The sequence below is a fragment of the Legionella cincinnatiensis genome, from assembly GCF_900452415.1.
Lineage (GTDB): Bacteria > Pseudomonadota > Gammaproteobacteria > Legionellales > Legionellaceae > Legionella > Legionella cincinnatiensis.
Genome location: NZ_UGNX01000001.1, coordinates 3,571,681 through 3,585,755 on the forward strand (window position 1 = coordinate 3,571,681; position 14,075 = coordinate 3,585,755).

The window sequence follows — 14,075 nt, forward strand, 5'->3', positions numbered from 1 at the left end:
CATCAAAATAAACGTGCAACTTGAAAAGAATTCTCTTTATCAATGGTTAAGAGGCTAAATTAAAATTAATAGGTATTATCGAATATGTGGCATAAAACACGATGCTTTATGCCGAATTAGAGAGGAAGGTATTAAGCTTCATTGGTTGATTAAGCGTTCTTTTCAAAACGTTTCATCTTCGACCAATCTGGATAAGTAAGCTCCCAAACACGATAGAGCTTATTCTCTTTATATTCAGCAATTAAAATAACTTCGATTTCTCGTTCCGATTCACTGGGCTTTTTAGTCGTAATAAACAAGCGCCCAGCAACTTTATTCCCGTGTTCTACAAACGCTTTCTCATCATATCGAATTTTGTATTGAATAGGTGTTTTATAGATTGCCTGATGAAGTTGCAAAAACTCTTGGTACTCCATAATATTTCCATTGGAGTATAATTTAAAATCTTTATCGTAATATAAAGGAATAGCCTTATCACTCTTTGCTACAGTGACTTTGGCAAACATTTCTTTTAATAAAGAAATGTAATGGACGGATTGCCCTGCAAAAGTAATCTCAGGTAACAATTGCAATATAAAAAAACAAATACCACCAAAAAAACAACTAAGAATGTTTTTTTTCATTTTCAAACTCTTATTAATCATTCTAACGTTCGATTATAACCTATCGCATTGATAAGACAACTTCGATTATAGATGTCTCTATCCAGTCAATAAACAACTTGATTTACCATAAACTCATCATGGCATGAGCTAAAATAAAGTGTTTCCTTAACAATAGGCTAACAATAAATTAACAGTTTCTTAACGATTGCTTAACAATTCCTTAACATTTGTCTGTCATAATGCCCTCATTTTAAACGTCACACTTAAAAGGAGGTCTATCACTGATACAACAAATACCTCGTATTATCAGGTGAACACATCCTGAGCAGTCGATTCAAAAATTAGTATTTAATTCGTTAATAATATTATTACTGAGGAGTCACGAGTCATGGCGTTATCAGAAGTCGTTATCAATGATATAGTTCAATCTCAAACAAAAGCAGTCATTAGCGAATCCAATTACCACCTTCTTCGGCAATACCTTCTAGAAAGAAAACCCCTATTAAGAGTACTTAATCCAATTAGTTCCTTACTTTTCGAGCACTGTAACTCCGATAAACAAGCGATGATAAATTACTTAACTCAGCTCGCCTGTGAATCGCAAATAAATCATGATTCTCAAGAAGCGATAAACGATGAACAAGAACAGGAAAATGAAAGCACGCTAAAAATCAATTACGATAGAGAGTTATATGGTTTAGAAAACACCCTTCAGCAGCTTGAAACAAAATGCGCGCAACAAGAGCATTACTATAACCAAATAAATAGACAATATAGTGAATTTAAAATAAGCATTTCCCGAATCAATAGCAAGCTTGATAGAATCCGCAATGAACGGAAAATACGATACCCAGAAGGTAACATTCATACTCACACGACAATGATAACACCATTACAGGATCAACAAACATGGGATAGACTTTTACAAGAGGAAAATAGACTGGTTGAAGAGCGCCAAAGACTGACTTATCTCCTTAATTCAAAAGAAATCGAACGAACCAAAGAAGAACAAAATTTAACTCAGTATCTTCAAGAAAAAAAAGAGTCAGAAAGACGCTATGAGGAAATAAAACATCAAATGGAGATTGTTTTCCCTGAAAATGAACAACAACGTCACCTAAGAAACGAAGAGCGTCTTACCAGAAACAGAGCACGAAATACCTATGATCCCCACCTTCAGCAATTATCTCCTAAAAGCCTTGAAGCATTGAAACAACAAATCGAAATCCAAGCCCGTGAATTAGATAACCAACGTACCCAATTAATGAGTGAAGCAGCAGAAATGAGTTACAAGACTTATTTAACTCAACTGGAATTAGCACTGCAACACTCTGAAAACAGCACTCAAATGATGTTCAATGAACAAACAGCATTAAAGATGATTGTAGGCATGATGAAAAATCTAACAGAAATGGCAGAAAAAGAAAAAGTATTGATCCATTCATTAGATGAAGAGCAAAACAATCTACGCTCATTGCAAAAAAGTTTGCTGGAGTGCACACGACGACTACAAAACCATCTTACCGCTAAACCTCATCTGATAAAACAGAATAAAGAACTTATGGAAGACAATGTGCGTTTACAACTAAAAAGTGAATCAGCAGCAAGTTACAAAAAAAGTGCACTTTATGTCTCCTTTTTTAGTGGTGCCAGTAGTCTATTAAGTACTGGCATAGTGGGTACATTAATTATTAGCCCTGTATTTTTTACTATTCCAGGAGCTCTAGCTATGCTTTCGCTTGTTGCTCTAGTAGTTGCGCTAGGATTTCAGTATCAAAAATACGTCAGTGAGATTCAAATGAAACAAAACGGGCAAGTGATGGAAAAAAATGATGTCATGCTCATGAAAGATTGGAAAAAGGCTAATGAATTAAGTTTAACTACAATGACTGAGCTGAACACTAAGATAGAAAAATCAGAAAAATATTTGGTTGAACTCGATCAAAAAGTGAAAGGGCAGCAACATGTAATGAGTCTTGTATTAAATAAGGCACAGGGTGTATCAACATCTTACAGCGGAAACAGTAACTTCTTTGGTCACACAAATACAGTAGCCTATTTACCCTCTGCGCCCCCTCAAGGTGAATTATTATACCCACCTATTGAGGGAGAAACAGTGCGTTATGGTTACTAATCTATAAGTACTGGAGTCTATTCTTAGAGCGTTGGGCTGAGAAACACAGCCATTGACTTAAAGAATTTAGTCAATGGCTGCGTTTCTCATTATAAAAATAAATCACGACTTATTTTACATATAAACCGATCCAATCTTTAATTCTTTGCAAACGATCCATTTCGAAATCATACCTGTCTAATGAATGACATTGTTGAGGATAAATAATGAGTTCGGTAGGTATATTTTGGGACCTTAAGGCTTGATATAACTGCTCAGAGCCGATACAAGGTACATTAAAATCCATTCTGGCACACATAAATAATGTCGGTGTTTTAATACGATTCGCCTTCATTAAAGGATAACTAAGCTTCATATAAATTTGAGGATTTGACCAAGGTTTTCCTAACTCTAATTCATATTGAAGTGTATATTGATCCACCCCGTAGTTTCCCCAAATATTACCTGTACCTGCGCCACTAATCGCTGCCTTAAAACGGTTTGTGCTTGCAATAACATAATCAGTAAGCATAGCCCCGTAACTCCAGCCCGCTACAACCAGTTTATTAGGATCAACAATGCCTTGTTTTATAGCATAATCTACTGCCGCCAAAACGTCTTTCACATCCAGATTACCCCAATCAGCATAAATGGCTTTAGCAAAATTGAATCCTCTTCCAGAGCTTCCCCGTGGATTAGGAGCTATAACGACGTATCCCTGAGCTGCTAACCATTGCCATTCAAAATTAAATTCATGAGTAAATTGATCAACAGGCCCACCATGTAAATTTAAAATACCAAGATATCGATTTGCAGGTTTATAATGTGCAGGTTTCACCAATAAGCCTTCTATGCGAGTACCGTCAAAACTATCAAACTCAATGTCCTCAACGGGTACAAAATGTACCTCTTCCAAAAGTTTTTGATTATGATGGGTTAATTGTCTTAGACCATTTTTTTCAAGTGCAAACAATTCACTAGGATGTTGATCATCAGAAGACACAAGCACTATTCGTTGATGTGCTACCGAAAAATACTCATCAACCCGAGATCCTTGGGTTAACCTTTGTACCGTGCCAGTATGTACATCAACTGCGCTAAGATGAATATTCCTGCTTGTTTCCATTAATACATAAATTACTTTACCATCCTCAGACCATTGTGGTTCCGAAAACCAATGATCTATAGGTCCTACAATCCGCTCCTGACCACTAGAAACATCAACAACAGCTAATTGAGTAGGTGCGTAGTCATAATACATTGCTTGAGAATTAGCACTGCGTATATAGGCTATTTGGGAATTATCCGAACTCCATGAAGGAACAGACTCCCATTCTTGATCCAGATCTGTTCCGGGAAAATGAGTGAGTTGTACGGCTTTGCTTCCCAAAGATGGCGTTATTAAATAGATATCTGAATTGAAATTTCTATCTGGATCTTTTTCTCTTTTAGTGACGAAAGCAAGATACTTACCGTCAGGAGACCAAGTTGGAGCCCATTCATCATAAGGCCCAGAAGTTAACGGTTCTGCTTGCTTCTTTTGGATAGATATACGATAAAGGTGACTTCTATCTGAACCTAAATAACCCTCTTCATCTTTTTTAAATACATATCGGGTAATAACCAATGGTTCATTTTCTGATTGGTTTTCATCCTTTGCTTTACTCGCAATAAATACAATATTTTTAGAATCAGGGGCCCAAGCAAAATCACTAATGTCATAGTGCGTATTGGTTAAGCGAATCACTTTTCCACTTCGTGGGGAGAATAATTTCAAGATTGACGTTTTATCATCACCACTTTCAGATAAAAAAGCAATCCATTGACCATCAGGGCTCCATTTAGGAGAGTAATTGCTGTTCCTCTTACTGTGTGTGAGTTGTTTCGTTATGCTACCATCATAGGACACCAGCCAAATATTTTTAATTCCCTCTGTCTTAACCTTACCCTCTTCCACACTATAAACCACCCAATCTCCGTTTTTTGAGAGATCTGGCTCACTAATCGTTTTAATTCGCAAAAAATCACTCAAAATAGGAGCTCTTTGAGCAAAAATAATCTCTTCACAAAAAGATAAAGAAATAAATAATAGAATAACCTGCGTATAGAAATTATATTTCTTCATATTGATTAGGTTATTTTAATTTTGAGGTAGTTAATAGTTAGTGTAGCTACCCTCTTGAAAAATACAAATTGGGTTGTTTCTGGTTCATGTGAATACAAATCTTTACTTTGAGAAATATCTTACACGAATTTAAGAAAATATAGGGATGACAATTGAGGACAGTTTGTTATGATTACAACAACGAGGAATGACAATGGATGTCTTAATAAGGAATTGATAGCATTATGGATGATGCTACGCCACATGGATGTGGTTACTCTCCTCGTATAGTCCTCTGAATATTTATATAATTTTGCATTGATATGTAAAAATTTGTCTCTTCACAACTCTCCTCATGAATAATTAATTTATTGATATTTAAGTAAAAATTAAATAAACTTTTATGCCTTGTTCTTTTATAAACGTCACATAACCATGGTCTCTTTAAGAAAAATAATTTTCTTCCTTTTATGCTTCTTTTTAAACACTTTTTCCTACAGTCAATCCATAGAAAATGAGAAACAAGTCTTGGTGAGTTATATTCCTATGGGGAAACTTTCCAAAGATATAGCTCAGATGGCATTAAACCAAATGCCCCCTCTTGATGCACTTGAAGCAAATTACGAGGTGTCTCTTTATAAAATTAGCTATAAAACTCCGGCACCAGATGGCCACATCACTATTGCCTCTGGCTTGGTTGCGGTGCCTTCAACGATGACTAAGGCAGGAGTGGTCAGCTATCAACATGGGACTCGTTTTAATCGCGAGGAAGCTCCTTCTAGAATGAAAGAAGGGGATTACATTTATCCAGCCCTGTTTGCCAGTCATGGTGGTTATCTGACGGTTATGCCTGATTACCTTGGTCTGGGAGATAATGAATTAGCATTACATCCTTATGTGCAATATGAGACACTAGCCAGTAGTAGTGTGGATATGCTTTTAGCTGCTAAAGAGTTGGCAAAAGAAATAAATTTTGAAACCAATGATCAGCTTTATATTGCTGGCTATTCGGAAGGAGGCTTTTCTTCTTTAGTCATGTTTGAGTTACTCGTAACACAATACTCAAAACATCCAATTACTGCTGTTGCATTAGGTTCAGCACCCTACGACTGGGAAGAAACCATGAAATTTATTATGCTCAATCCCGGACCAAGAGCAACTGCATATTTAGCTTATTTTTTCTATTCGCTACAAACCTACAAAAACTATTGGGCTGACTTAAGTCAAATATTTATAAGCCCTTATAATGCCATCATTCCTGAATTATTTGATGGACTTCATTCCAATAATGAGATACTTAGTGCCTTACCTCAAAATCCAGCATTAATTTTTCAATCAGAATTTTTTAATGCCATCTTAAACCATACCGAAAACAATTCAGAGAAACTGAAGCAGTATTTCAATCATTATGATTTTACTCCAACAGCACCTTTATTACTTGTTGGCACTAAAGGAGATAAAGATGTGCCTTATTATGGAGCCGAAATAGCTTATAACCAATTTATACAACATAGTAATAACGTCTTTATTAAATCTGTTAGTGACCAACTCGATCATAAAGAAGCCCTGCCTTATGTCTTATCTGAAATGATCAAGTTTTTTAAACAATACCCAGATCAGGGAGCACTATAAAATTGTTGCTCATATAGAATACAAAAAAGAATTCTTTAAATTAATTGAACGTCATATTATTATTTCTGCAGTAAAGCTGCTCTACAATCATAGGATCACAATTAATATGAGCAGCTCATTTCACCTGATTCTAGGATTTTATTATGAAAAAAATACTCTTTTCTTCTGTTCTGCTTATTACCTTAAGTTTGTTAACAGGGTGCTGGACCGTACAAAAAGGACAAAAATCAGGAATTATTGTTAAGGTTGCAAAAGAAGGTAAATTTTGGGGAACCTATGAAGGAGAAATGATCTTGGGTGGTCTAGAAAATGCCACTGGCGCAAGCGGCCGTGCTTTTCATTTTACGCTGGGCCAATTTAACACCGATCTAGTAAAACAAGCTGATTTCGCCATGGAAAATAACAAACATGTCATTATTAGCTATCATTGTGATGCCTATACTCTTCCATGGAGTGGCGAAACAAAATGTTTTGTCAGTAAAATTGATGTATTATCGGAAAAATAGATACCTAGGCATTAAAAGTATCATTTTGTTTTACAAGTAATTTTTGATCTGCTCATAAATCGAAGTGTGTATCCCAATCTGGACAAACCCCTTAAATATATGCATTGGGATATCCATAACTTGAGAAAAAGTATGATAAATTGAATTACTGTTAATTGTAGATGACCACGGAATTCTAAATCCACCGGGAGGATAATCAAGATCCAAATTATTGATTATTTCTACTGCTGTTTTTATTCGCAACCAGTGCTGTATGCAATCTTCATTGGTGTATACAGTGTGATAGGCATGAATAGGTAGAGCAAAAGAGCCTATTTGTAATCCATGTAGGTTCGCAAAATTGGCATCATAAGTAATACAATGAACTTTTAGACTATGCTCTCGACTGTAGCCAATAGGTACTATGTTACCGGTCTTCCTCGAAGTAGCAAGTCCATGTAATTGAGCCACTACCTTCTTACTTTCAATCTCTCTTAAAATCCAAAAGTCGTGTACAAAACGATTAACCAGAAAAAAAGGGAGCTGAAACATAGCTGCTTGAATACAATATTCTGGCATATAAGATTCCTAACTAACGTGAGTTCGCCATAAAAAAGCATAGAAATGCTTTTTATAGCGTTAAACGAACGTTATCCCGTAAAATGCGCAGCATTGATACGAGATCCAGTTCCAAATAAAAACTGTTTGATATAACTTTATTTTTTATATCGAACTAACTTTCACTCATCTCTTTTAAGCTTTATCACTTTAGCATAGCCCACTATAAAAAAAGGAGACAAAATGCCATTTATCTACGCATGAGAGCGCTGTACTTTCAAAAAGAAAAACGCCAATGATCTTCTTAGGTACCACTGCTCAATGCGAAATTGTTGTATAATTTTAGTACATGGAAGTAAAAAAGGAGTTTAAAATGGGATATCGGGATGGATTAAAATTCCAATTTACTAAAATGGATGCCTTGCAAGCATTAAGTCAACCTGTTTCAACCTTACTAGGAGTATCGAATCAAACAGAACAAACCTTGAATAAGTTAGGTATTAAAACAATTTATGATTTAGCAACCTGCCCTCTATTCTTGGTTGCTCAAGATATTGCTTCTGCAGCAAACGGAGAAGGGCATTCGATTATTGCTCGCTCAGGTCGAATTTCATCAAGTATTATTGATTCAGATTCACCTCAAACTCCCGATGCTTTAGTAGGAGCCGACATTGTTGTCTTTAGAGATATAAGTACCGCGATTGCTAATGAAATCAAAAATAACCTACAAATTGATACAATTGGCGATTTGGGGCGGTGGCCACCTTTTTGCGCCTCACAAGTGATATTAGATGTAGGAATTCCAGAGTTAAACCAAGATAGCGAAGAAAAAGGAAGTGAATTGGTTCCCAGACTAGGTGAATATCCGACGGAGCGACATTATTATCGTTCGGTAGTTATTGATCAGGTTAGTCCCCAGGAAACAACTGATTTAAATACCGCAGGCCCCATCGACATTGCCCCCACTGTTTCTTCTGACTTTGGTTTTAAAGCACCTGCAGTTGGAGCAATGCTAACCTTTGCTCAATCTTGGTTTGCGCAAGGAGTAACTTTGGGTAATTTATTGCATAGTGTTGCGCTAGCTCCAGGCGAAAGTACTCGTATTGCAGTGATGGATTGGTCTCGACAGGTTCAAGCTTCAGAACAAGAAACAATCACTGAAGCAGAAAATTTAACGAATACGACCACCCATAATCGTGCAATTAGTGAAGTTCAAAATGCTGTTGCCTCAGAAGTTCAAACGGGATTTTCTAAAACCAGCGGCAGTTCCACTACTTCTGCTGGAGGTGGAGGTTTAGGGTTAAGTTTGGGACCTTTAACCCTAGGTGGAAGCGGATCTTCCGCAACATCAAGCTCTAATGCTGAAAGCTTTTCAACTTCATCAGGAACTCGTAACCTTGCTGCCACTATGAATCAGCGTGTTGCTGATGCGACACAGCAAGCAGCATCTTCAGTACGGGATCGTCGCGCATCAGTAGTGAAAGAAGTTTCAGAGGAGGAGCACCAATCTGTATCTACTCGAATTATCGCCAACTACAATCATATGCATGCTTTAACAATCCAATATTATGAAGTGATTGAAATTTATCGAGTAAATGTGCAATTACAACAAGTAGAGCGCTGTCTTTTTGTACCCATGAAATTGCTCCAATTTAACCATGCAACAATTAAACGTTATCAAGGAGTACTTGCTAATGCAGCGATTAGTCAACGTGCAAAAGAATTATTAAGTAGAGAATTCGGCTCTGTAATGATTCAACCTACTCTGCCTCTTCGACCAATACGTTCCATATTTGATAATGTAGCCACAATCGACAGAATGAGCAGTATTTCTATGCGTATGTCTACCACAACAAACAGCCCAGAAGACAGTGCAAATATACCATCTCCTGAAGTCGAACCGACAACGTCATCTGCAACACCTCCAGCGAGCGGACCTTATTGGATCAATGATGAATTAATCAGAGCCTCTCGTATCACTTTAGCAAGCATCACAAAACCAAGTACGAATAATGTATCATTACCAGGCGAAACCGAATTTTATGGAGTTTCGCTGGATTTGACCGCACAAAATCGTTCATCCATTTCTATTACTGCAGTGAACATAGACTTACAATCTGGCAATATAGTTAAATTAACCAGCATTAGTCCAATCAATTGGATTACTAGTGAAGCAATTCCCATTCAAGAGCTTGCTGCAATTAGGATTACTGCAGCGAATACAAGTTACTTAATGGGACGATTAACGCTGCAACTCAGTTACAACAGCGCTAAATTCCCTATTAGCTTACCCGTTGAAATCAGTCCTAATGCAGTAGAAGTGCAACTCTGCCGTTTCTTAGTCAACCAAAGTGACGAAACTGAATTAGAAATGCACCTGGAACAAAATCGCCTGTATTATAGCCAAGCAATTTGGCGGGCCCTGGATCCATCGCAAATTGCTCTTCTTTTATCCTCATATACCTTCGAAGGCAAACCCATAGGAGATTTAATTGATCCCAATCCGGTTATGGTCGCAAGCAATTATTTAGTATTTCGCATGCCAAGCTTTATTGAAGCAGTGGGAGTTGCAACCAATAGTTCAGATACAGATGATGAAGCGCATAAAAACTGGCGTGGATGGTTAAAAGATCGCGGTTTAATCTTAGGCACAGACACAGCAAGAGAACAACTGATCCCCATTCCAACTGGCGGGGTTTTTGCTGAAGCGGTACTGGGCCGATCTAACTGTGCAGAACTACTTGATGCCACTCGTTTTTGGAATTGGCAAGATTCTCCTATACCACTACAACCACCTGAAATTGCAGCAATTCAGATGGAATCTCGGGCTCAACCCGTCGATGTTACCCCAGGCCAATTAGGGTCTCCCGTGTTGAATATTATGAATCCTACAACCCTACCTGATCCAACGGGCGTAGGAGCTATATTAAATGCTGTTCAAAACGGTAGCATGTTTCGTGACATGGCAGGTCTTGCATCTACTGCAGCTTTAGCGCAAGCATTAGGCTCTAATTCAACCACAGCCGGTATTGAAGCCGGTAAACAAGCTGCAGCTAATTTAGCTGTTGCAGCTCAAAAAGATATTGAAGAAAAGAAAATCGCAGCACAGCTAGCCTTGGCGGCAATGGGTTTGCCTACAGCAAATGCAGGTTCTACGAAAAACATCTCCGAAGGTGGCGCTTTATTGAATACCGCCAAGGAAATGGATAAGCAATCACCAAGAACAGCCCCCTCCACATCTTCTAGTCTAGGAAATGATGGATCCACTATAAATGGATCTGGGAATAGTAGCTCCGGAATGAGTGATCCAACTATGCCTGGAGTACCCGATGATGTGCGTAATCTCTTTGGTGGAACTAGTCGAGCAGATGAAGTATTGTCCAAAATGAACTGGGGAAGTTTAGGAGAATCAGGAGCGTCGATTATTCCTGCCAGTTATGAAGATAAAGGGGGCGGAAGTGGTGGTAGTTCAACTACAAGTGGAGCAGTCATTAATTATGAACTCGCCTGCTATGCCAATTTTCCAAAACCATGGGCCACTGAAGCAGATGAGGTGCAAGGTTTAGTGAATAATAAATGGCTCCCATCAGCTGAGGATTTTGACAGTATCAGTCCGGCTGCGACTAGTGCCAATAATCAAGCAACTAAACCTTTTGGCCAGGTCATTATATCTCTGGAAGATTTAATTAATACAGTGAATTATTTTGCCCCAAAGGTAGCTGGATTTGGAACATCTTATGCATCAAGAGTGCTCAGACTTAATCTGTTTTTATACGCACAAAGTGGGAACGTAGGATTTCAAGGAACGTTAACCACTAATGGAAAGTGGGATGCTGTACTCGGCAATGATGTAAAATCAGCTGGGTTGGATTCAGCACTTATCACAGCCATCAGCAAAAAATCTGCCACTAAAACATTACTCGCCAAGCTCAAAAAAGCCTGGGTTCCAGCTACTGAAATCTGGTTATATACCTGTTCTGATGTCGTCAGCGATGCGTTTGGAAAAAAATTGGCAAAATTACTCGGAGCCAAAATTCGAGCCTTTGATGAGCCATTTTGGGTATTACCTGCTTATGATACCACACAACAAAAAATCTTATCACGGGATGAGTTTGGCATTGGCTCTGATTTTGCTGCTGCCGCCGCTACCCGAACGAAAGATCTACACAGTTTGGATGCCTTATCAAATCGGACGTTTAAACCATAATCATCCCCACGCAATTTAAAAAAAGAGGCCGCAGTCACTATTTAGGGCGTTCAGCCTGAGGAGGGGCAAAATGCCCCCTCTCGAAGGCCTGGTATAAGGCTTCAAGACAGCGCTTTGCACCTCCTCAGCCCGAATATGCCTGGGGAATGCCCCGAACTCACGTTAACTTAACGTTATGGATAAAAGATCGCGGATTTACCTCGACCGTTCGGGCTGAGGAAGCGCGTAGCGCTGTCTCGAAGCCTTAGCACGAATTTTCAAGATCTGTGTTAAGGCCTCGAGACGGCATACATGCCTCCTCAGCCCAAACGGGCCGAAACAGAGACTGGATCTAAATAGATTCTTTATCCGAAAATCACGTTAACTTAAGGGCAGTGCTCCTAATAAATTGAACTTACAGTAAAATTATTTTAATCCCCCAAGAAACTGAACCGTTATCTAATTGCAATTGATTGTCACTAAAATCAGTCATAAATTGCCCAAGATAAGTTTGGCCTTATCCTATATTGCTTTTATAAAGAATAACTAAATCTGAAGAAATTCACCATTAATTAAATCCTATCAAGAGCATAGAGAGAAAGTTTTAGTTATACTATTGGAATAAAGACTATTTATGGAATACATAAGGAATAACGAGATGATCAAAGGATCTGAACTCCTAATCGCGGCCCTTGAAAACGAGGGTGTGGAATATATTTTTGGGATCCCTGGTGAGGAAAATCTTGACGTTGTTGAAGCACTTCGCCACTCCCCCATCAAACTGGTATTAACTCGACACGAACAAGCAGCAGCATTTATGGCGGCAACCTATGGGAGGTTAACGGGAAAACCTGGGGTTTGTATCACAACACTTGGTCCTGGTGCACTCAATCTTACTACTGGGGCTGCTTATGCCTTGCTTGGTGGCATGCCAATGATCATGATTACCGGACAAAAGGGAGTTTTATCATCGCATCAGGCACGTTTTCAGATGGTGAATACTGTAGCGACAATGCAACCACTCACTAAAATGTCACGTCAAATTATTGCGCCCTCTATGATTCCTACCCTAGTACGAGAAGCATTTCACCTCGCGCAAGAAGAAAGCCCAGGCCCAGTTCATTTAGAACTTCCTGAAGACATTGCCGCGGAGAAAAGTAAAAAAATTCCCCTCATTCCACCTCATCCTATTGAATATCCTATTGCGAGCGAGCAAGCTCTAAATCGTGCCGCAGAAATGATTATGCGGGCTAAGCGTCCTTTAGTCATGCTCGGTGCGGTAGCGTCACGGCCAAGAGCAACTAATGCTCTTGCCGAATTTATTGTGCGTACCAAACTTCCGTATTTTACGACGCAAATGGGTAAAGGAACTGTGTCTGGAGCAACAGAATTTTATATGGGCACCGCAGCACTCTCAGCACGAGATTATGTACATGAGGCAATAGAAAAAGCGGATCTCATTATTACGATTGGCCATAGTACTGTAGAGAAACCTCCGTTTATCATGGAGCAATCAAACCTTAAAGTAATCCATGTTGGATATCAAACGGCTACCGTGGAACAAATTTATTTTCCGCAAGCAGAAGTTATTGGTGATATGGGACCTTCATTAAGGTTGCTCGCAAATAAAATAGAGGGAAAAATCCCTCACGCAAATGCACTTCTTCCTTTACGGGAAGGTATTTTGAGTAAAATTGCTGCTCGTGCTACTGAAAATCGATTCACCCCCCAACGGCTGGTGCATGATGTTCGACAAGTAATGCCTCATGATGGGATTCTGGCACTGGATAATGGCATGTATAAAATCTGGTTTGCACGAAATTATCGGACACAAATGGCCAATACACTTCTGCTTGATAATGCGCTTGCTACGATGGGGGCAGGCCTTCCTTCAGCAATTATGGCATCCCTATTATATCCTAATCGTCGTGTGATGGCAGTATGTGGTGATGGGGGTTTTATGATGAATAGCCAAGAATTAGAGACCGCAGTGCGACTTAAATTAAACCTAGTGGTACTCATTATAGAAGATAATGCGTTTGGCATGATACGCTGGAAACAAGCTGTTGATCATTTCCCGGATTTTGGTATGACGTTTAGTAATCCTGACTTCATTAAATATGCTGAAGCTTATGGAGCTCGCGGCACAAGAGTTGAGACTATTGAGAGTTTTCAACCCATTCTAGAAAATGCGTTCACAACTGGAGGAGTTCATCTTATTGTTTTTCCAATTGATTACTCAGAAAATAAACGTGTTCTTGTAGATGAGCTACAACAACGATTACCACCAGCTAAATAGGGATATGGATAGTCGTCCACTTAGCAACTAAGTCAATGCAATACCTGAGGCAAATACGTGAACCTTGTCCTCAGGTATACTCTTAATCGCATT

Annotated in this window: 8 protein-coding genes; 5 read left to right on the forward strand and 3 right to left on the reverse strand. The window is 38.7% G+C overall.

Annotated elements, in window-relative coordinates:
* Positions 1 to 149: 149 nt before the first annotated feature.
* Positions 150 to 623 (reverse strand): hypothetical protein, encoded by a 474-nt coding sequence (locus tag DYH34_RS15675; protein WP_058464829.1) that lies wholly within the window; start codon positions 621 to 623, stop codon positions 150 to 152.
* 370 nt (positions 624 to 993) lie between these two features.
* On the opposite strand from DYH34_RS15675, the gene DYH34_RS15680 reads away from it, so the two are divergent.
* A complete protein-coding gene (locus DYH34_RS15680) occupies positions 994 to 2,739 on the forward strand; it encodes a hypothetical protein (RefSeq protein WP_058464828.1) in 1,746 nt (581 codons plus the stop codon).
* Between the two features lie 109 nt (positions 2,740 to 2,848).
* Here the strand turns inward: DYH34_RS15680 and DYH34_RS15685 are convergent, their stop codons facing one another.
* Complete coding sequence (locus DYH34_RS15685; protein WP_238589487.1) at positions 2,849 to 4,750, reverse strand: S9 family peptidase; 1,902 nt, start codon at positions 4,748 to 4,750, stop codon at positions 2,849 to 2,851.
* 507 nt (positions 4,751 to 5,257) lie between these two features.
* Between DYH34_RS15685 and DYH34_RS15690 the strand changes: the two genes are divergently transcribed.
* A complete protein-coding gene (locus DYH34_RS15690) occupies positions 5,258 to 6,454 on the forward strand; it encodes an alpha/beta hydrolase family protein (protein WP_058464826.1) in 1,197 nt (398 codons plus the stop codon).
* A gap of 143 nt (positions 6,455 to 6,597) precedes the next feature.
* The gene (locus DYH34_RS15695; RefSeq protein ID WP_058464825.1) at positions 6,598 to 6,960 is read left to right on the forward strand and encodes a hypothetical protein; all 363 of its coding nucleotides are present in this window, start codon (positions 6,598 to 6,600) and stop codon (positions 6,958 to 6,960) included.
* A gap of 30 nt (positions 6,961 to 6,990) precedes the next feature.
* Here the strand turns inward: DYH34_RS15695 and DYH34_RS15700 are convergent, their stop codons facing one another.
* Complete coding sequence (locus tag DYH34_RS15700) at positions 6,991 to 7,518, reverse strand: hypothetical protein (RefSeq protein WP_058464824.1); 528 nt, start codon at positions 7,516 to 7,518, stop codon at positions 6,991 to 6,993.
* A 352-nt stretch (positions 7,519 to 7,870) separates the two neighbouring features.
* Here DYH34_RS15700 and DYH34_RS15705 point away from each other — a divergent pair, with 352 nt between their 5' ends.
* Both DYH34_RS15705 and DYH34_RS15710 read left to right on the forward strand, forming a co-directional pair.
* On the forward strand, positions 7,871 to 11,704 hold the full coding sequence (locus tag DYH34_RS15705) for a hypothetical protein (RefSeq protein WP_058464823.1): 3,834 nt from the start codon (positions 7,871 to 7,873) through the stop codon (positions 11,702 to 11,704).
* A gap of 637 nt (positions 11,705 to 12,341) precedes the next feature.
* Positions 12,342 to 13,982 carry an acetolactate synthase large subunit gene (locus DYH34_RS15710; protein ID WP_058464822.1) on the forward strand — a complete coding sequence of 547 codons (1,641 nt, stop codon included), beginning with the start codon at positions 12,342 to 12,344 and terminating at the stop codon, positions 13,980 to 13,982.
* Positions 13,983 to 14,075 lie beyond the last annotated feature (93 nt).

What these genes read in the sequence shown, in the direction of transcription:
- DYH34_RS15675 (WP_058464829.1), bottom strand. Translation starts at nt 623, where the DNA reads ATGAAAAAAAACATTCTTAGTTGTTTTTTTGGTGGTATTTGTTTTTTT.
- DYH34_RS15680 (WP_058464828.1), top strand. Translation starts at nt 994, where the DNA reads ATGGCGTTATCAGAAGTCGTTATCAATGATATAGTTCAATCTCAAACA.
- DYH34_RS15690 (WP_058464826.1), top strand. Translation starts at nt 5,258, where the DNA reads ATGGTCTCTTTAAGAAAAATAATTTTCTTCCTTTTATGCTTCTTTTTA.
- DYH34_RS15695 (WP_058464825.1), top strand. Translation starts at nt 6,598, where the DNA reads ATGAAAAAAATACTCTTTTCTTCTGTTCTGCTTATTACCTTAAGTTTG.
- DYH34_RS15700 (WP_058464824.1), bottom strand. Translation starts at nt 7,518, where the DNA reads ATGCCAGAATATTGTATTCAAGCAGCTATGTTTCAGCTCCCTTTTTTT.
- DYH34_RS15705 (WP_058464823.1), top strand. Translation starts at nt 7,871, where the DNA reads ATGGGATATCGGGATGGATTAAAATTCCAATTTACTAAAATGGATGCC.
- DYH34_RS15710 (WP_058464822.1), top strand. Translation starts at nt 12,342, where the DNA reads ATGATCAAAGGATCTGAACTCCTAATCGCGGCCCTTGAAAACGAGGGT.